Annotated in this window: 14 protein-coding genes and 1 tRNA gene; 6 read left to right on the top strand and 9 right to left on the bottom strand. The window is 68.9% G+C overall.

All coding sequences use genetic code 11. From position 1 onward, the window contains the following. Positions 1-15: 15 nt before the first annotated feature. On the bottom strand, positions 16-1,917 hold the full coding sequence (locus tag QO259_RS02365) for an MFS transporter (RefSeq protein WP_285951658.1): 1,902 nt from the start codon (positions 1,915-1,917) through the stop codon (positions 16-18). Beyond that, positions 1,914-2,528 carry a TetR/AcrR family transcriptional regulator gene (locus QO259_RS02360; protein WP_285951657.1) on the bottom strand — a complete coding sequence of 205 codons (615 nt, stop codon included), beginning with the start codon at positions 2,526-2,528 and terminating at the stop codon, positions 1,914-1,916. The genes QO259_RS02365 and QO259_RS02360 overlap by 4 nt, the downstream gene beginning before the upstream one ends. 273 nt (positions 2,529-2,801) lie before the next feature. On the opposite strand from QO259_RS02360, the gene QO259_RS02355 reads away from it, so the two are divergent. Further along, a complete protein-coding gene (locus QO259_RS02355) occupies positions 2,802-3,476 on the top strand; it encodes an SOS response-associated peptidase (RefSeq protein ID WP_285951656.1) in 675 nt (224 codons plus the stop codon). Positions 3,477-3,726: 250 nt separating this feature from the next. Further along, positions 3,727-6,522, top strand: a complete 2,796-nt coding sequence (locus QO259_RS02350; protein ID WP_285951655.1) for an insulinase family protein — start codon at positions 3,727-3,729, stop codon at positions 6,520-6,522. A 207-nt stretch (positions 6,523-6,729) separates the two neighbouring features. On the opposite strand, the gene sbcB is transcribed toward QO259_RS02350, so the two are convergent. The 4 genes from sbcB to minC all read right to left on the bottom strand — a co-directional run bounded on the left by sbcB (position 6,730) and on the right by minC (position 10,186). Then, on the bottom strand, positions 6,730-8,193 hold the full coding sequence (gene sbcB / locus QO259_RS02345) for an exodeoxyribonuclease I (protein WP_285951654.1): 1,464 nt from the start codon (positions 8,191-8,193) through the stop codon (positions 6,730-6,732). An 83-nt stretch (positions 8,194-8,276) separates the two neighbouring features. Continuing rightward, positions 8,277-8,531: a cell division topological specificity factor MinE gene (gene minE / locus QO259_RS02340; RefSeq protein WP_035475350.1), complete on the bottom strand. Its 255-nt coding sequence runs from the start codon at positions 8,529-8,531 to the stop codon at positions 8,277-8,279. Then, on the bottom strand, positions 8,528-9,349 hold the full coding sequence (gene minD, locus QO259_RS02335) for a septum site-determining protein MinD (protein WP_207031698.1): 822 nt from the start codon (positions 9,347-9,349) through the stop codon (positions 8,528-8,530). Before minD ends, minE begins: the two co-directional genes overlap by 4 nt. Positions 9,350-9,442: 93 nt before the next feature. Beyond that, positions 9,443-10,186 (bottom strand): septum site-determining protein MinC, encoded by a 744-nt coding sequence (gene minC, locus QO259_RS02330; protein ID WP_207031707.1) that lies wholly within the window; start codon positions 10,184-10,186, stop codon positions 9,443-9,445. A gap of 235 nt (positions 10,187-10,421) precedes the next feature. Between minC and QO259_RS02325 the strand changes: the two genes are divergently transcribed. Both QO259_RS02325 and QO259_RS02320 read left to right on the top strand, forming a co-directional pair. After that, positions 10,422-13,184, top strand: coding sequence for a DUF349 domain-containing protein (locus QO259_RS02325; RefSeq protein ID WP_285951653.1), 2,763 nt, complete (start codon positions 10,422-10,424; stop codon positions 13,182-13,184). 28 nt (positions 13,185-13,212) lie between these two features. Further along, a tRNA-Met gene (locus tag QO259_RS02320) sits at positions 13,213-13,289 on the top strand. Between the two features lie 268 nt (positions 13,290-13,557). Here QO259_RS02320 and QO259_RS02315 read toward each other — a convergent pair. Further along, positions 13,558-14,340 (bottom strand): DUF3750 domain-containing protein, encoded by a 783-nt coding sequence (locus QO259_RS02315; protein ID WP_285951652.1) that lies wholly within the window; start codon positions 14,338-14,340, stop codon positions 13,558-13,560. A gap of 103 nt (positions 14,341-14,443) precedes the next feature. On the opposite strand from QO259_RS02315, the gene QO259_RS02310 reads away from it, so the two are divergent. After that, positions 14,444-15,376 (top strand): tetratricopeptide repeat protein, encoded by a 933-nt coding sequence (locus QO259_RS02310; RefSeq protein ID WP_285951651.1) that lies wholly within the window; start codon positions 14,444-14,446, stop codon positions 15,374-15,376. Between the two features lie 153 nt (positions 15,377-15,529). Here QO259_RS02310 and QO259_RS02305 read toward each other — a convergent pair whose 3' ends face one another. Beyond that, positions 15,530-16,678 (bottom strand): MalY/PatB family protein, encoded by a 1,149-nt coding sequence (locus QO259_RS02305; RefSeq protein WP_285951650.1) that lies wholly within the window; start codon positions 16,676-16,678, stop codon positions 15,530-15,532. 82 nt (positions 16,679-16,760) lie between these two features. On the opposite strand from QO259_RS02305, the gene QO259_RS02300 reads away from it, so the two are divergent. Further along, positions 16,761-17,210, top strand: coding sequence for a hypothetical protein (locus QO259_RS02300; protein WP_285951649.1), 450 nt, complete (start codon positions 16,761-16,763; stop codon positions 17,208-17,210). A gap of 24 nt (positions 17,211-17,234) precedes the next feature. Here the strand turns inward: QO259_RS02300 and QO259_RS02295 are convergent, their stop codons facing one another. Next, positions 17,235-17,531 carry a hypothetical protein gene (locus QO259_RS02295; protein WP_035475414.1) on the bottom strand — a complete coding sequence of 99 codons (297 nt, stop codon included), beginning with the start codon at positions 17,529-17,531 and terminating at the stop codon, positions 17,235-17,237. Positions 17,532-17,633 lie beyond the last annotated feature (102 nt).

Here is a 17,633-nt window from a genome sequence, read left to right as displayed (position 1 = left end):
CCGCACTCGCCGGGATCAGATCAGCCCACCGCGACGCCGGGCCAGCTCCTCGTCGGCACGCTGCTTGAGCGCTCGCACCCGGGTCTCAAGCAGCCCCCGGGTCGCCTCGCGGGCGTTGACCGGCTCACCGAAGGCCAGGATCACCCGAGCGCGCACCCGGCGTGGCCATTTGGTCAGCGCCTTGCCGCCGCAGTTGGAGGTCCACGAGCCCCACAGCCCACCCAGCGCCGCCGGCACCACCGGTACCGGGTTGCGCGCCAGCACCAGCTCCAGACCGCGGCGGAAGGCATGCACCTCGCCATCCGGCGTCAACCGCCCCTCGGGGAAGATCATCACCACCTCGTCGTGGCACAGCGCCCGGCTGACCTCGTCGAGGGCGCGACGCACGCCGCCCGGATCGCGCCGGTCGGAGTCCACCGGGATGGCCCCGGCGATACGGAAGAACCAGTTGAGCCAGGGCGACTCGTAGATCGGCCGGTCCATCATGAAGCGCAGTGGCCGCGGACAGGCGCCACCGAGGACCAGCGCATCCATGAAGCTGACGTGGTTGCACACCACCAGTGCCGGGCCGGTGGCGGGAATGTGGTGGCGGTCGCGAAAGCGCAGCCGATAGACCAGACGCACCAGCACGAAGATCAGCAGTCGCAGCGCCGGGCGCGGGTTGCGGATCAGCAGCCCGATGCCCACCAGCAGCGCGGCCCAGCCCAGGCAGTAGAACAGCGTCGCCAGCGACAGCGACAGCAGGCTGAGCACGACGATCCCGAACAGCGCCGAGCCGATCATGAACAGCGCATTGAGGATGTTGTTGGCGGCGATCATGCGCGCCCGCTGCGCTTCGGGGCTGGCCAGCTGCATCAGGGTGTAGAGGGGCACGCTGTAGAGCCCGCCGCCGAGACCGACCAGCGCCAGCAGCGTACTCATGCGCCAGAACTCGGTGCTCCCCAGCAGCGAGACCAGCGGCAACGACGCCTGGGCCGGCACCGCGGTGCCCGCCAGCTCGATCCCCGCGACCCCGATCACCAGCACCCCGAGGGGCACCAGCCCCAGCTCCAGGCGCCCGGCCGAGAGCCGTGCGCAGAGCAGCGCGCCGGCGCCCACCCCGAGCGCGAAGGCACCGAGCAGAAAGCTCACCGCGCCCTCCTCGCCGTGGGCCACATCGCGCACCCAGGCCGGCAGCTGGGTCAGATAGCAGGCGCCCAGGAACCAGAAGAAGCTGATCCCAATCAGCGCCAGGCGCAGGCGGCGCTGGCGCAGCCCGTCGCGCATCACCTCGAGGGTACCCGAAAGCGGACGCCAGGCGACTCGCCCGGTGGCACTGGGCGGCGCCGGCGGCACGCCGAAACTGGCGACCAGCCCGGCCAGCGCCACCGCCACCAGCGCCAGCGCGATCGCCGCGCGGCCCAGGGCGCCATCCAGTGAGGCCAGCACCCCGGCCAGCAGCGTACCAAGCAGAATCGAGACGAAGGTACCCAGGTTGACCCAGGCGTTGCCCTTGACCAGCTCGGTCGCCGCCAGGTGCTGGGGCAGGATGGCGTACTTGACCGGACCGAACAGCGCCGACTGGGTGCCCATCATGAACAGCAGCCCCAGCAGCAGCGCGAACAGCTCGAACCATACCGCCGCGGCCGCGGCGAGCATGGTCACCAGCTCCAGCAGCTTGAGCCGACGCACCAGGCGCTGCTTGTCGAGATGGTCGGCCAGGGTGCCGCCCCAGGCGGAGAACAGGAAGAACGGGAGGATGAACAGCCCCGCCGCCAGATTGGTGAGCAGCCCCGTGTCCCAGCCATAGCGCGGCACGGCGACGAAGGTCAGCAGCAGCAGCAGGACGTTCTTGAACAGGTTGTCATTGAAGGCGCCGAGCGCCTGGGTCCAGAAGAAGGGCGCGAAGCGACGTCGCGCGAGCAGCGCCCGGCTCACGTCGCGTCCGGCAGATGCCGCAGGCCGCGCAGGGTGGTCGAAAGCAACTGGTCGAGCAGCTCGCCGACCTCCATCGGTTGCCCCTGCCAGTAACCGAGACGGTCATTGAGCCCGAGCTGGACCAGACCGTGCACGCTGCCCCACAGGGTACGCGCCATGCGCCGTGCCTCGACCGCGGAGAGCGCCGGCTGATGGCGCCGCAGGGCCGCCTCGACGCGCACGAACAGCGCCTCGATGATATGGTTCTGCCGCTCGTCGAGCTCGCCCTCTTCCGCCAGCGGATACTCGAACAGCATCTGCCAGCGATAGGGCTCGTGCTGGGCGTATTGCCAGTAGGCGGTGGCCAGCGCCTTGAGCTGCGGCTCGGGTTCGGCCTCCTCGAGCCCGGCAACCGCCGCGCCCATACGATCGAGGGTCTCGATGTTGACGTACTGCAGCAGATTGCTGAAGCTGCCGTAGAGCTTGAGCAGCGTGCTCGGTGCGCAGCCCACGTCTCGCGCCAGTGAGCGCAGCGACAGCGTATGCACCGAATTGCCCTGCAACCAGGCATCGCATGCCGCCATCACCTGGGCATGAAGCGCCTCGGGCGCATGCTGTCGGGGTCGAGCCATCGAATTCCTCGCTCGGAAAATCATCAGTCGCTGTCACGCCCCGCCGGATGCGGGAATGTTGTTGTCGATTTAAAATCGAACAGCGTTTCCCAGCATATCGCTAATCTCTGCAAACGCAAGCGTCCATACGGCTAACACATCGATTTCGCGAGGCTTTTGCCCGTAATACCGGCATCGCGGCGAGGCCCCGCCAGGGGCGGCGTGCTAGACTCCCGCAAGCGCCATCGACGCCCTCGACTCACGCCCTTTCGATCCCCCTTTTGAGGAGAGACCATGGCCGGTCGCCTACATATCGACGACTGGACACGCCACCCGTCGCTGGCGGCGCTGGGACAGCGCCAGCAACCCCGCCTGAGCCCCAACGTGGCGCCGCGGCAGTGGGTCTCGATCCTGCGCCGGGATGCCGGCAGCACGCGACTGTGCGAGGCGTTCTGGGGCCTCACGCCCGACTGGCTGGGAGTGCTCGACCATGCCCCGCACTGCGCCCGTGCGGAGTCGCTGGAGAGCCGCCCGATGTTCCGCGAAGCGTTCGCCACCCGGCGCTGCGTGGTTCCGGTGACCGGGGTCTTCGTGTGGCAGCAGAGCGTGCGCGGCAAGCAGCCCTATCTGGTGACCCAGGTCGAGCGCGCGCCGCTGCTGCTGGCCGGCCTGTGGACCCGCTACCGTCAGGACCACGGCCCCGCGCGCGACTCCTTCGCGCTGATCACGGTTCCCACCTCGACCTTCCTCGGCGCGCTCACCGACCGCCTGCCGGCGATCGTGCCGCTGGCGGCCCTGGATACCTGGCTGGCCGAGGAGATCCCGGCGGTAAAGGCGCGCGAGTGGCTGACCCCGGCGCCACCGGAACTTCTGGGGGCGTTTCCGGTCTCCAAGCGAATCAACGATCCGGCGCATCAGGATTGGGCCTGCGCCTACCCCACCGGCCCGATGCAGGTGTGGTCCGCCTAGCCCACACGCGGTCGTTTGGACCCCGTGGCTGTTTGGCACCTTGGTTGTTTGGCACCGTGGTTGTCTGGCACATAGTATTCGACCGGGCTAGCGCACCCGTGCCACGCAACTTAGCGATTCGCTGCGGACGCCGAGTCCGCGCAGGGATTGATGCAGCGTTTACTTAGACATAGCCGACAAGGGAGCATTCATGCCTCAACCGAGGATATCGCGATCGTCCGCCTGCGCCTGGCTGGCCGGACTCGGCCTCATGGCCCTGCTCGGCGTCTGCCAGGCCGCGTCGCTGGCGCCAACGGCCGAGACAGCCGCCGCCGAGGCGCCGCCAGCGACCGGCGACACGCCGATCCAGAGCCCCAACGACAGCCGCGCCTATCGCGCCCTCACCCTCGCCAATGGGCTCGAGGTGCTGCTGATCAGCGACCCCGAGGCCGACAAGGCGGCAGCGGCCATGGACGTCTCGGTGGGCAGCGACAACGACCCCGCCGACATGCCGGGGCTGGCGCACTTCCTCGAACACATGCTGTTCCTGGGCACCGCGGGCTATCCCGATCCGGACGGCTACCAGAGCTTCATCCAGCGCAACGGCGGCTCGCACAATGCGTTCACCGCGGCCCAGGACACCAATTTCTATTTCGATGTCGACCCCCAGGCCTTCCCCGAGGCGCTGGACCGCTTCGCTCAGTTCTTCGTCTCGCCCCAGTTCAACCCGGAGTACGTCGACCGTGAACGCCACGCGGTGAACTCGGAGTACCAGGCACGCCGCGCCGACGACGCCCGCGGTATCGCCGAAGCGCTGGGCAAGGCGCTTAACCCCGAGCACCCGATCAACCACTTCTCGGTCGGCAACCTCGACACCCTCAACAGCGATAAGCGCCCGCTGCGTCAGGCGCTGGTCGACTTCTACCGCGCCCACTACGACGCCAACGTGATGCATCTGGTGGTGCTCGCGCCGCAGCCGCTGGACACGCTGGAGCAGGAGGTGCGCAGCCGCTTCGCGGCGATCGCCGACCACAACCTCTCGCGGCCGCAGATCGACACCCCGCTGGCGCTGCCCGGCCAGCTGCCGGCACGCCTGCGGGTCAAGACCCACGAGAGCCGCCAGCGCGTCGAGTTCCTGTTCCCGATCGCCGACCCCATCGGTGACTATGCCGACAAGCCCGATGCCTACGTCGCCAACCTGCTCGGCCACGAGGGCGAAGGCAGCCTGCTCGCCGCGCTGCGCCGCCAGGGCTGGGCCGACGGGCTCTCCGCCGGCACCCGCGAGGCGGACGGCCGCCACGCCCTGTTCGACGTCTCGATCAGTCTCACTGACGAAGGCGTGGCGCATCTCGACCAGATCCAGGCCAGCCTGTTCGCTCAGATTCAGCGCCTGCGTGACCAGGGTGTGGAGGCGTGGCGCTACCGCGAACAGGCCGACCTGGCCCAGCAGGCGTTCCGCTTCCAGCAGCGCCAGGAGCCGATCCAGACAGTGAGCAGCCTGGCCATGAGCCTCGCCTACTATCCGCTCGCCGACGTGCAGTATGCGCCCTACCGCATGGATCACTTCGACCCCGCGGCCATCGAGGCGCTGCTCGACCGGCTCACCCCGGACAACCTGCTGCGGGTCTACAGCGGCCCCGAGGTCGAGGGCGCGCAGACCACGCCCTACTTCGCCGCCCCCTATACGCTGACCCGGGTGTCCCAGTGGCCCGAGGCGCAACCCCTCGACGGCCTCGGGCTGCCCGCGCCCAACCCCTATATCGCCGACGACCTGAGCGTCGAGACGTTCCCTGCCGCCGAGCCCGAGCGCCTCGTCGACACGCCGAGCGTCGAACTCTGGTACCAGGCGGACAGCGATTTCGGCGCGCCCCGGGTCGAGTGGCGTTTCAGCCTGCAGTCTCCCCAGGCCGCCAGCGATGCGCGCCACGCCGTGCTCACGCGGCTGCTGGCAGGCTGGCTCAACGATGGGCTCAACGAGCGCTTCTACCCGGCCTCGCTGGCCGGCCAGGAGTTCGTCGCCTATGCCCACGGGCGCGGCATTACCCTGGCTTTCTCCGGCTGGCGCGACCACCAGGTGCGCCTGATGCAGACCGTGATCGAACAGCTCCAGCACGGCGAGATCAGTGCCGATAGCCTCGCCCGGGTCAAGCAGGGGCTGGCGCGCAGCTGGCGCAACGCCCCCCAGGATGCGCTCTACCAGCAGATGCAGCGCACCCTCGGCGAGGCGCTGATGCGCCCGCAGATCAGCACCCGCAACATGCTCGCGGCGCTCGATGAGATCGACGTGCAGGACGTGCGTGACTACCGCCGGCACTTCCTCGGCCAGCTCTACCTGCAGGGTATGGCGGTGGGCAACCTGGACGCCGAGCTCGCGCGACGCGAAGGCCTGCTGGTGGCCAACGCGCTCGCGCCGCGGCTGCACGCCGACGACATCCCGCCGCTCAGCGCACTCGAAGTGCCGGCCGATGCCCCGGTGCTGCACCCGAATACCGCCCGCGACGATTCAGCGGTGCTGCGCTATCTCCAGGGCCCCGATCGCTCGCTGGCCAGCCAGGCGCGCCTGGCCGTGCTCGGCCAGCTGATCGGCCCGCCCTTCTTCGCCCAACTGCGCACCGACGAGCAGCTCGGCTATATCGTCAACGCCGGCTACGCGCCGCTGCTGGACGCCCCTGGCCTCAGCCTGCTGGTGCAGTCGCCGAGCGCCGACAGCGCCAAGATCGACGCGCGCATGGATGCCTTCCTGGCCCGCTTCGACCAGCGTATCGACACCCTCGACGCCAGTGAACTCGCGCCCTACCGCGAAGCGGTGCGCCAGCAGCTGTTGACCCGCGACCAGTCGCTGGAGGAGCGCGCCGACCGCCTGTGGCAGAACCTGGCCTATCCGGAGGTCGACTTCGAGCGTCGCCGTCACCTCGCCGCGGCGGTCGCCGAGGTCACGCCACAGGCACTAAAGCAAGCGTGGCAGGCGCTGCGAGCGCACCCGGCGCTGCGTATCACCGCCGACCCGGGCGACGCGGCCAGCGACGTCGATGCGCTGACCCGCGGCTTCACCCCGCTGCCGCGCTGAGCGGCGACACCCACCCTAGAAATGCAGCGCCCCGGCCATGGCCGGGGCGCTTTGCATCGTGCCCTGATGAGTCGTGCTCTGATGAATCGTGCCCTGGGGCATCGTGTCGGGCGGCAGCGTTTGATGCTGCTCGCCCTTGCGCGGGGCGACAGATCGCGGGCGTCGCCATTGGTCGCCGCGACCAGGGATGACCGCACCCGCCACCGGTCAGTAGGCGTCGAAGGCCTGCTCCGGCATGATCGACTCGACGTACATCACCAACTCTTCGAGCACCTGACGCTCGCGCGCGTCGAGGGCGGTCTGGTTGAGCCGCTCGATCTCCCGCGCGAACTCCTTGAGGGTAAAAGCGCCGCTCTGCGGGTCGTTCATGCGTGACCAGCGGTAGGCTTCCCACTGCGCCTTCTCCTCGCTCTCCAGCGTCTCGGGATAGCTACGCGCGCGCATGCGGAACAGCATCTCCTCCAGCCGCGGGTCCTGAAAGGCGAAGCCGGTCTGCCCCAGCGCCTCCGGCGCCGTGGCGTGGACCCGCTCCATCGCCTGACGATCATGCGGCGAGAAGAAGCCGCCGGAGTAGAGCATCAGGTCGGGGTCCCGCGGCGGCTCGGCGGGCCCGTCGGCAAAGGCCGCAGCCGCCTTGCTGGCGGCCTCCGGATTCTGCAGCAGCGTCTGCCAGTGGCGCTCGCACAGGGCGCGATCGATACTCAGGCGCTCGGCCACCGTGGCGTCCACCGCGGCGATCGGCAGCAGCACCGGGCTGCGGTTGAGATGCACCACCTTGAGCGGAATGCGCGATTCGCCTTCGGCCAGCTCGCTCTCGCTGACGAACAGCCGCGCCTTGATCTCCTCCAGCGATAGCGACGCCAGCGGCGTCGGATCGACCGCCAGGTCGTAGACGATCACCCCGTTGGGATTACTGGGATGCTTGGCCAGCGGCACTACCAGCGCGCTGCAGCCGCGGCTCGCGGGATAGCGCCGCGACACGTGCAGCATCGGCTTGCGCGCCTCGACATCGAGCAGCACCGCGACCCGGCGCTTGTCGCGCAGCGACAGCAGATGCTCGAAGAACTTGGGGTTGGCGTCACGCAGCCGTCGCGCCAGGGCGATGGTCGCGCGCACGTCGGCCAGCGCATCGTGGGCCCCGGCGTGCTCGATCCCGTTGGCGGCGGTGAGGTGCTCGAGCTTGAAGCTGGGTGCGCCATCCTCGCGCTGTGGCCACTCGATGCCGTCCGGGCGCAGCGCGTAGAAGGCGCGCACCGCATCGATCAGGTCCCAGCGCGAGTTGCCGTTCTGCCACTCGCGAGCATAGGGATCGAAGAGATTGCGGTAGAACAGATGACGACTCACCTCGTCGTCGAAGCGCAGGCTGTTGTAGCCCAGCGAGCAGGTGCCCGGCACGCTCATCTCGGCCAGGATGCGCGCGGCGAACTCCGCCTCGGGCAGGCCGCGGCGCAGTGCCGCCTGGGGCGTGATGCCGGTGATCAGGCAGGCCTGGGGGTGGGGCAGGTCGTCATCCGCGGGGCGCGCATAGAGGGTCAGCGGCTCGCCGATCGGATTGAAGTCGGCGTCGGTGCGAATGGCCGCGAACTGCGAGGCGCGGTGGCGCCGGGGGTCGGCGCCAAAGGTCTCGTAGTCGTGCCACAGAAAAGTCAGTGCCGCCTTGGCCTTGGCCATACCGCTCTCCGCCTGCGCAAAAGCGCAAGCCTAGCATACGCCCGGGCGCGACTCATGCCCCCGGGGTGCGATTCGATGGCGCCTCAGTCGCGGTTGGGCAGGGTCACGTTGAGTTCGAGCACCGAGCAGTCGTTGTCGCTGTCGAGACTGATGCTGATCGCATCCTGATCGACCTGGACATAGCGCCGGATCACCTCTAGCAGCTCCTGCTCCAGCATCGGCATGTAGTCGGGCTGACCGCGCTGGCCGCGCTGGTGCGCGACGATAATCTGCAAGCGCTCCTTGGCGACCGATGCGGACTTCTTGCGTTCACCCTTGAGAAAGTCGAGTAGTCTCACCGGCGGCCCCCTCCTCCGAACATGCGCGAGATGAGGCCACGCTTCTGCACCGCGTGGAAACGCAGCGGCACTTCCTCACCCATCAGCCGGGCGACCGTGTCCAGATAGGCCTGGCCGGCATCGCTCTTGTCGTCGTGAACCACCGGCACGCCCTGGTTGGAGGCGCGCAGCACCGCCTCCGACTCGGGAATCAGGCCGATCAGCTCGATCGCCAGGATCTCGCGGATATCTTCCAGATTGAGCATGTCGCCGTCATCGACGCGGTTGGCGTTGTAACGGGTGATCAGCAGGTGCTCCTTGACCGGGTCGCGGTTCTGCTCGGCGCGCCGCGATTTCGACGACAGCAGCCCGAGAATACGGTCGGAGTCGCGCACCGAGGAAACCTCGGGGTTGGTCACCACCACCGCCTCGTCGGCGAAGTACATCGCCAGCTGGGCGCCGCGCTCGATCCCCGCAGGGGAGTCGCAGATGATGTAGTCGAAATCTTCGGAAAGATCGTTGAGCACCTTCTCGACGCCCTCGAGCGTCAGCGCATCCTTGTCGCGGGTCTGTGAGGCCGGAAGGATATGCAGGTTCTCGGTGCGCTTGTCGCGGATCAACGCCTGGTTGAGCCCCGCCTCGCCCTGGATGACGTTGACCAGGTCATACACCACGCGCCGCTCGCACCCCATGATCAGATCGAGATTACGCAGACCCACGTCGAAGTCGATGACCACGGTCTTGTTGCCACGCAAGGCCAGTCCCGTGGCAATGGCCGCTGCGCTGGTCGTCTTGCCGACGCCACCCTTACCGGAGGTTACAACGATGATCTTGGCCAAGATGAACTTCCTGTTACCCGATAGATTGTTGATCACACCCGCCCGCAGCGGGGCGACACCTTATCGTCCTCGGCGCCGCTCGGCTTTGCCGGTTCAGGTCAAAGCCGAGATGCGCAGCTGATCTTCCCTGAGCTGCACCTGGACGCTCGCTCCCAGCATGCGCGGGTCGATGTCCTCGAGACGCTTGTAGGTACCCGCCACCGAGAGCAGTTCCGCATGCAGGTCATGGCAGAAGATGCCCGCCTCGCGATCACCATGGATACCTGCCAGGGCACGCCCGCGCAGAGGCCCGTAGACGTGCACGCTGCCGGCGGCGAGCACTTCGGCACCGGGATTGACCGCGCCGATCACCACCAGATCGCCCTCCGGCGCCGACACCTGCTGGCCCGAGCGCACCGTGCCGCGATGGATGCGCCCGCCGGCATGGGCGCCGTCGGTGGCGGCCAGCGGCAGTTCGGTCTCGACCTCCACCACCGGCTCGGCCGGGGTGGCTTCGACCGCCTTGGGGCGGCTCTCCTGCGGCGGGAACCAGCCCAGGCCCAGGGCCCAGGCGGACTGCTTGACGGGGTCGGGGCCTCCGCGCACCGCCACCGGCAGCAGCTTGTGCGCGCGGCATACGGCGCAGATACGCTCCAGCGCCAGATGCGGCTCGTCGAGCCGCTCGACGCTGAGCACCACCGGCGTGTGCTGGAAGAAGGCCGGGGCCTGGCTGACCTTGCCGGCCAGCTGGGCGCGCACACGCTCAGGGTCGCCACTGGTCAACTCCATGACCGTCATGGGCAGCATGCCACCTTTGAACGTGAAGGCAGTCTCTGCCCGATCCCTGTTGAGACTCATGACCGAACTCCGCAGCGGGGAAATAGGGGTTACGCTATGCGAGGGCGTCTGCCGCTGCAACCGATCATAAGGCCAGCTAGACCTTTTGTCAGGTGTCGCCGAGGGCCGACGCCCAAGGCCCTGCACTCTTTTACCGCGGGCCGTCAAATGGTTAGATAGGCGGCTGCCGCCGATGCCACGCCGCCCGCCGCATCGGCCACCGCCAGCCCGTCGTTTTCAGGATGCCAAACCTGCCATGCCAGGACTCTTTCAACGCCTACTGTCTACCCGTCGGCGGCGCCCGCGTTGGGACCACCAGGACCCCAGCGTGCGCGCCCAGGCCGCGCTGCAGCTCGATGCCGGCGACCATGCCGCGCTCGAGACGCTGTCCCGAGACAGCGATGCTGGCGTACGCCAAGCCGCGCTGTCACGCCTGAGCGATCCCGACACGCTGCTCGCGTGGCACCAAGAAGCCGCCTCGCCCGAATCGCTGGCGCGCCTGATCGATGTGATCGGCGGCCGCGAGCAGCCCGCGCTCGACCTCTCCCGGCGTCTTGCGCTGGTAGAGCAACTGAGCGAGCAGGCACTGCTCGATGCGCTGGTCGCACAGGGCGACAACCAGAAGCTACGGCTGACCGCCCTGGCCAGAATCGATGACGAAGCGCGGCTGGTGCATCACGCCAGCGACAACGGGATTGCCGCGGTGCGCCTGGCAGCGGCCGAGCGTGTCTCCAGCCCGGGCGGACTGAGCACGCTAGTCAAGCAGGCCAAGCGCGACAAGCAGGTGGCGCGGCTGGCCCGCGAGCGCCTGGCGCGCCAGCGCGCCGACGCCGAGCAGCAGGCCGCCGCCAGCGCCGAGCGCGAGCGTCTGCTGGAAGCCCTCGAAGCGCACGCGCATCGCCCCTGGGAGCCGCTCTACGAGGCGCGCCTGAAACACTGGATCAAGGCCTGGGAACCTCTCGCCGACGGTGCCGATCAGCCCCAGCACCAGCGTTTCGATATCGCCGTCGCGCGCTGCCGCCAGCGCATCGCCGAACACGAGCACCACCATCGCGAGCTGGAGCGGGTCCAGCGCGAGAAGGCCACTGCCAAGGCCACCCGCGAGGGTATTCTCGAGGCCCTGGAGCAGGCGCTCAATACGGTCAGCGAGAATGAGCCACTGACCGCCGACGCGATGGACGCGCTGGCCTCACGCTGGCAACTGCAGAGCGAGCGCTGGCAGTCGGTCTCCGATGATTACGGCGTCAGTGACGCCTACGCCGCGCGCCATGCCGAGCTCGAACGCCGGGTACAGACGCTGTGGCAGGCGTGGGAGCGTCTGGCCCAGCTGGACCCCGAACTGCGCCAGGCGCTGGAGCAGGGTGACGACACCGCACCGCTTCTGGCCCGCCTCGACTGGCCGCAGGCGCTCCCGCCGACCGCACTGGTCGCCGCGGCGCGCCGCCAGGCGGCGGTGGCCGGTGAGACCCAAGCAGCACGCGACAGCGACGCGCCGGTGTGGGACGACCAGGCGCTCGGCACCCAGCTCGACCAGCTCGAAGCCGAGCTCGACGGTGGCCGCTACCGCCCTGCGGCACAGATTCAGCGCCAACTGCGCCAGCAGCTCGACGCCACTCCGGCCGCTCTGCCCGCGGCGCTCGAGCAGCGCTGGAAGCAGCTCACCGCCAGGCTCGCCGAGCTGCGCGACTGGCGCGGCTTCGTCGCCGCCCCCAAGCGAGAGGAGCTGCTCACGGCGATCGAGGCACTGGCCGAGGCGCGCGAGCAGAGCGATGCCGAGCGTCACCGCCGACATCAGCAGCTGATCCGCGAGTGGCGTCAACTCGGCGATGCCGCCGCCAGCCGCGAGCTGGCGCAGCGCTTTCGCACCGCCTCCGACGCCCTGCATACCCAGCTGGCGGCGTGGGAGAGCGAACTCGCCAACCGCGAGCGTGACAATCTCGAACGCCGCGAAGCGCTCTGCGAACAGTTGGAGACGCTGCTCGACAATCCCGCCGAGGATGCCGACCCCGACGCCCTGCGACGTATCCGCGATGCCGCCCAGGAGCAGTGGGACCAGCACTGGCCGGTGCCCAAGCGCCGTGCTGCTGCCCTGGGCCGGCGCTTCGCGCGGCTGCGCCAGCGCCTGCAGACGCTGATCGACGCCCGCGCCGGGGATATCGCCAGCCACAAGCGCGAACTGGTGGCCGAGGCCCAGCGCCTCGCCGAGCAAGAGGGGCCGGCGCAGCAGCGCGCCGATCAGGCCAAGCAGCTGCAGCAGCGCTGGCGCGAACTGGGACGCGCGCCCAAGGGCGTCGAGCAGACCCTATGGCGGCAGTTTCGCAGCCACTGCGACACCATCTTCGCCGCCCGTGATGCCCTGCGCGGCGAGCAGCAGGCGCGCCAGCAGCAGCGCTTCGACGCCATGCAGGCACTGATCGACAAGCTCGATGCCTGGCAGCCGACCCACGCCGGCGAGCGTGACGTACTGGACGCCGCCCTGGAAGAGGCCCAGCGCCTGTCGCCGCTGCCGCACAGCCGTCGTAGTGAGGGCATGGAGCGGCGCTGGCAGGGCATCGTGCACGCCCGCGAAGTGACCCTGGAACGGCTCGAACTGGTTGCCCAGGCACGTGCCTGGCCCGACTATCGCCGCTGGCTCGAACAGACGATCGCCGGCACCGCGCTCGATCCCGAGCCGCCCGCCGCGCTGCGCAAGCGCCTGCTGCAGCGGCAAAAGCAGACGCCGCTCAGCGCGGACGACGCCGAAGAGGCACTGCAACGCTGCCTGGTGCAGCTGAGCCTGCTCGCCGGTGAGCCGATCCCCGAGGCGCTGGAGCCGCTACGCCTGGAGGTTCAGGTGGCGCGCCTCAACGATGCCCTGGGGCGCCCGCCGACGCCACCGGAGGAGCTCGAGCAGACGCTGCTGCGACTGTTCACCATTACCCCGCTGGAAGCCGAGCTATGGACACGCTACGCCTCCTCGTTCGACGCCCTGCTGGCCCGGCTGAGCAGTGTGGGCCACGAGGGTGTTGACACACGCTAATACTTACGTATAATTCGCCCCAAGTTGATGCGGGGTGGAGCAGTCTGGTAGCTCGTCGGGCTCATAACCCGAAGGTCATCGGTTCAAATCCGGTCCCCGCTACCAAATTATTAGACCGGTGCCTTTCGAGGCACCGGTCTTTTTTTGTCTTCTCTTTTTTTGCGCCACAGTTTTGCGCCCCAGTGCTATTTCCGCGCCCCGGCTCGACCGTGTCCCAGGCCGGGGCTATGCAGTTCAAGGCTATGCAGTTCAAGACTATGCAGTTCGAGGCTATGCGGCGGCGCCCTCTTCCCGGCCCGATTCTCCAACCGCCCTCTCCGAGTGACACCCTCAGCTCAGGCCCGGCACGACGCCGACAACCGCTCGCGGCATCTCACTCATCGCGCCGCGGCGGCTGGGCCATCCCCAGGCGCCCGATGCCGGGCAGCCGCAGGGCCGGCGGGTCGACATCGACACCGACGCCGAGCCCCAGCAGGTTGAACTCGATGCCCTCCTCCCACGCCGCGGTCACGCCCACAAGCCCGCCCAGCGAGAGCTGATAGCCGGTATGCGACGGCGCCCGGGCCAGCGGGCCGTCGAGCAGATAATCCTTGCCGATGGCGTTGGCCGGAAAATCCACCGTCAGCTCCGGCACCCGGCGCACCAACCAGGCGACGAAGGTGTTGCTGTTGGGCCCCGGCCAGATGCGATAGCGCCCGGCCTCGGGATAGGTCGGCACCACCTGCTCGATGGTGGCGATGGCCCGCGCCGCCGGCGCCCCGCGCAGCTGTGCCAGCAGCTCGGGAGGATTGCCGTACCAGGCCCGGTCCGGCTGCGCCACGGTGACCTGCACCGTGGGGCGACGCCAGCTCACTACCTGATAGACGCGGTAGTGCGTGGCGTTCTCGGCCTTGGTCGCGATCCAGGTATGCACGCCGAAGGCCCCGCGCCAGGCGAAGGCGCGCGCGGCATAGACCTGCACCAGCGCCGCCGGCGTGGTCGCGGGATCTGGTGCCAACCCGCTGACGCTGCGCGAGGCGTGCTGCCAGTCGCCGCGCCAGTCGACCTGCTGCGACAGCAGCAGCCAGACCGGCCCGAGCAGCAGACACAGGAGCAGCAACAAACCGCCGCCGAGCAGTTTGAGGATGACGCGCAGGCTGCGGGTGGCTCTCGACATGCGACACTCCCCCGTTCGAAATGGGCCGCCGGGGGTTGAATCACCGGCCGCTGACCCGCATAACACTCGCCAATCCCGTACCGCACAGCAAGGGCACTTCTTCATGGCAATCGTCGATCCCCGCACAGGCCAACCGCTCACCAGCCCCGACGGCCAGGACAGCAACGCCGCAGCGCAAGCCCCGGCGGAGGACGTCATCGTCGACGTCACCCTGGACAACTTCCAGCAGGTGGTACTGGAAGGCTCGATGCAGCGCCCGGTGCTGCTGCAGAGCTGGGCCGACTGGTGCGAGCCGTGCAAGAACCTCAAACCGATCCTGGAAAAGCTGGCACGCGAATACGCCGGCGCCTTCGTGCTCGCCAAGCTCGATATCGAGGCCTATCCGCAGATCGCCTCGCAGTTGGGGGTGCGCTCGGTGCCCGACGTCAAGCTGATCGCCCAGGGCCAGCTCTACGATCAGTTCCAGGGCGCGCTGCCGGAGAAGCAGGTACGCGAGTGGCTGGGCAAGTATATCGAAGCGCCGGCCGACGCCGCCGAGAGCCCCGAGGAGATGGCCCAGGCGGCGCTCGCCAGCGGCGACACCCAGACCGCCCAGGCGATCTACCAGGAGCTGATCCAGCAGTACCCGGATTACCACGACTATCAGGTCGACCTCGCAGGGGTGCTGGTGGCTGCCGGCCAGACTGCGGATGCCAAGCAGATCCTCGACAATCTGCCGCCCGAACACCGTGACTCACCCAAGGCGCGCGGCGTGCGGGCGCGTATCGAATTCGGCGAAGAGGCGCCGAGCGCCGCCGAGATCGAGGCCCTGGGCGAGCGCGAGGATAGCGAGGCGCGCTTCCAGCGCGCGCTGCGTGCGGTCGCCGACGGTGACTACGAGCGTGGCCTGGAGGGGCTGCTGGCGCTGATGAAGGCCGACCGCGCCTACGCCGACGACGCCGCCCGCAAGACCCTGCTGCGGGTCTTCGATGCCCTCGTCGCAGAACACCCGCTGACGGTCAGCTACCGCCGCCGGCTGTTCGCCATGCTCTACTGAGCCATTTCCAGTGGGTCACTCGTAACCGGCCCACTCATAACTGGTCCACTTCCAGCTGGACCACCGTGCTGAACGGCAGCCTGCCTGCGCTCCCCAGCGCCACCGCAACACCCGGCCCCAGCCGGGTGTTGCGCGTCAGCTATCCGCCGCCGGTCAGCCCAGGACACGATCCAGCCGGCCCAAGGCCGCTCCCAATGTTTCGCTCGGGGTACCGAAGTTGAGGCGCACGAAGCCGGGCCAGCCGAAGTCGGCGCCATCGGAGAGCGCCACCCGGGCCTCCTCGAGCAGACGCTGCTGGGGCGAGTCGGCGAAGGCGCTGGCACGCAGATCCAGCCACGCCAGATAGGTCGACTGCGGCGACGATAGCGCCACCCCGGACCAGCCGGCGACATGCCGCTCGAGGCGCGCCAGGTTGTCACGCAGCACCTCGAGTAGCGCTTGGCGCCAGGCTTCGCCGTCAGCGTAGGCGGCCTCGGCGGCGTGCAGCCCGAGCACGTTGACCCCCGGCAGCAGGCCCGTCGCAGCGCGCTGGAAGCGCTGCCGCAGGCTGGCGTCGGCGATCACCGCACAGGCCGCCGAGAGCCCGGCGATATTGAACGTCTTGGAGGGTGCCCAGAGGGTGATCAGGCGCTCGGCCAGGTCGGGGCAGAGTAGGCCCAGCGGCTGGTGCGGCCGTTCTGGGTCGAGGATGAGATCGCAGTGCAGCTCGTCGGAGACCACGATCAGCCCATGGCGCTGCGCCAGCTCGGCCAACCCGCGCAGCTCGTCGACATCCCACACCCGCCCGGTGGGGTTGTGCGGATGGCACCACAGGAGCACCCGGGTAGAGGGCCGGATGGCCGTTTCCAGCGCCTCCAGATCGAGCCGCCAGTCGCCGCCGGGGGTGGTCGGCGGGGCCAGTTCGAAGGTCTGCGCCTCGCGCCCGGTATGACGCGCCACACTCAAGAACGGCGGATAGATCGGGGTCGCCGTGAGCACGCCCTCGCCGGGCTCGCTGAACGCCAGCGCCGCCAAGTGCAGCGCCGGGACCACACCCGGCACCCAGCACTGCCAGGCGGGGTCGATGGACCAGCCGTAATGCCGCTCACTCCAGCGGCAGAGGGTGTCGCGCAGCGCCGGGGTGGCATCGGCATAGCCGAACACGCCGTGGTCGACGCGCCGGTTCAACGCCTCGATCACCGCGGGCGGCGAGCGAAAATCCATGTCGGCGACCCACAGTGGCAACACGTCCTCGGCGTACTGCTGCCATTTCTTGGTCGGATACTGCCGTCGATCGATCGACGTGGCAAAATCGAAACTCACGGTAACGTTCTCATCCGGTTGATGATTGTCGGCCGGCCGGCGCCTTTCCAGGAAGACGCCGACCGGCAGTGAAGGAGCGCCAATGACAGAGACTCTCTGCCGCGGTCGTGCCGCACGTCCGTTCTACAGCCGCGTGGTCGCGGGCAGCTCGGCACTGGTCGGCCACTGGCTGCTGCTGGGGCAGGCCGACCCCGACCGCCTGGCGATGATTCTGGCCGATACCGCGCGCCTGGCCAAACTCGGCGACCCCGACGGCACCCCGGACGGCGCCACCCTGACCGCCTGGAGCGGCGACGCCACGCCGCCGCGCTGGGCCGCGCGCACGGCGCTGTTCCTGCTGGTGCAGATGCCCGCCCGGCCCACCCCGCGAGACGCCGACGAGGCCTGCGCCTGGGCCTACTGCTGGCTGCGCAACCGCGAGTTCCCCTCGCTGGAGGCGGCCCGCGACGCGCTGCCGGCGCATCTGCACACGCCGCTCTACGCGGTGCTGGAGGACGCCTGGCACGATCACCACGGCCAGCGTCTGATCTGAGCGCGGTGGCCGCCATCGCGCTACTCAGCGCTTGGGCACGAAGCCATCCGGCTTGTCCGCCAGCCAGGTGACGAAAGCGCGGATATCGGGATGCGCCATCAGCGCCTCGCGGCTGGCATAGTGGTCCGCCAGCTCACGCTCGCTGAGCATGCGATGGAGATGCGAGTGGCACGGGCGACAGATCCACAGCACGCGGGTCTGCATCTGCTCGCGCCCATAGCGCTTGCGATAGCGCGGCTTGCGGTGCAGCGCGCGGGGAATCAGGTGGTGGCGGGTCAGCGGCGCTCGGCGCCCGCACAGCCCACAGCGGTCATGGCTCATCGGTTGGCGTTCAAGCAGCTCTTCAAAGCAGTCTGCAAGGCGGTCTTCGAGACGACGGCTAGCATCCGGCAGGTGTCATTCCAGCCTAGCGGCGCCATCCAG

Origin of the sequence: Salinicola sp. JS01, assembly GCF_030284585.1 — a bacterium.
Classification (GTDB): domain Bacteria; phylum Pseudomonadota; class Gammaproteobacteria; order Pseudomonadales; family Halomonadaceae; genus Salinicola.
The sequence above is the reverse complement of the archived record's forward strand: the minus strand, read 5'-3'. Positions and strand labels throughout refer to the sequence as shown.

Excerpts from the sequence above, each read along its gene's own strand:
- QO259_RS02360 (WP_285951657.1), bottom strand. The coding sequence starts at position 2,528 with ATGGCTCGACCCCGACAGCATGCGCCCGAGGCGCTTCATGCCCAGGTG.
- QO259_RS02355 (WP_285951656.1), top strand. The coding sequence starts at position 2,802 with ATGGCCGGTCGCCTACATATCGACGACTGGACACGCCACCCGTCGCTG.
- QO259_RS02350 (WP_285951655.1), top strand. The coding sequence starts at position 3,727 with ATGGCCCTGCTCGGCGTCTGCCAGGCCGCGTCGCTGGCGCCAACGGCC.
- sbcB (WP_285951654.1), bottom strand. The coding sequence starts at position 8,193 with ATGGCCAAGGCCAAGGCGGCACTGACTTTTCTGTGGCACGACTACGAG.
- minC (WP_207031707.1), bottom strand. The coding sequence starts at position 10,186 with ATGAGTCTCAACAGGGATCGGGCAGAGACTGCCTTCACGTTCAAAGGT.
- QO259_RS02325 (WP_285951653.1), top strand. The coding sequence starts at position 10,422 with ATGCCAGGACTCTTTCAACGCCTACTGTCTACCCGTCGGCGGCGCCCG.
- QO259_RS02315 (WP_285951652.1), bottom strand. The coding sequence starts at position 14,340 with ATGTCGAGAGCCACCCGCAGCCTGCGCGTCATCCTCAAACTGCTCGGC.
- QO259_RS02310 (WP_285951651.1), top strand. The coding sequence starts at position 14,444 with ATGGCAATCGTCGATCCCCGCACAGGCCAACCGCTCACCAGCCCCGAC.
- QO259_RS02300 (WP_285951649.1), top strand. The coding sequence starts at position 16,761 with ATGACAGAGACTCTCTGCCGCGGTCGTGCCGCACGTCCGTTCTACAGC.
- QO259_RS02295 (WP_035475414.1), bottom strand. The coding sequence starts at position 17,531 with ATGAGCCATGACCGCTGTGGGCTGTGCGGGCGCCGAGCGCCGCTGACC.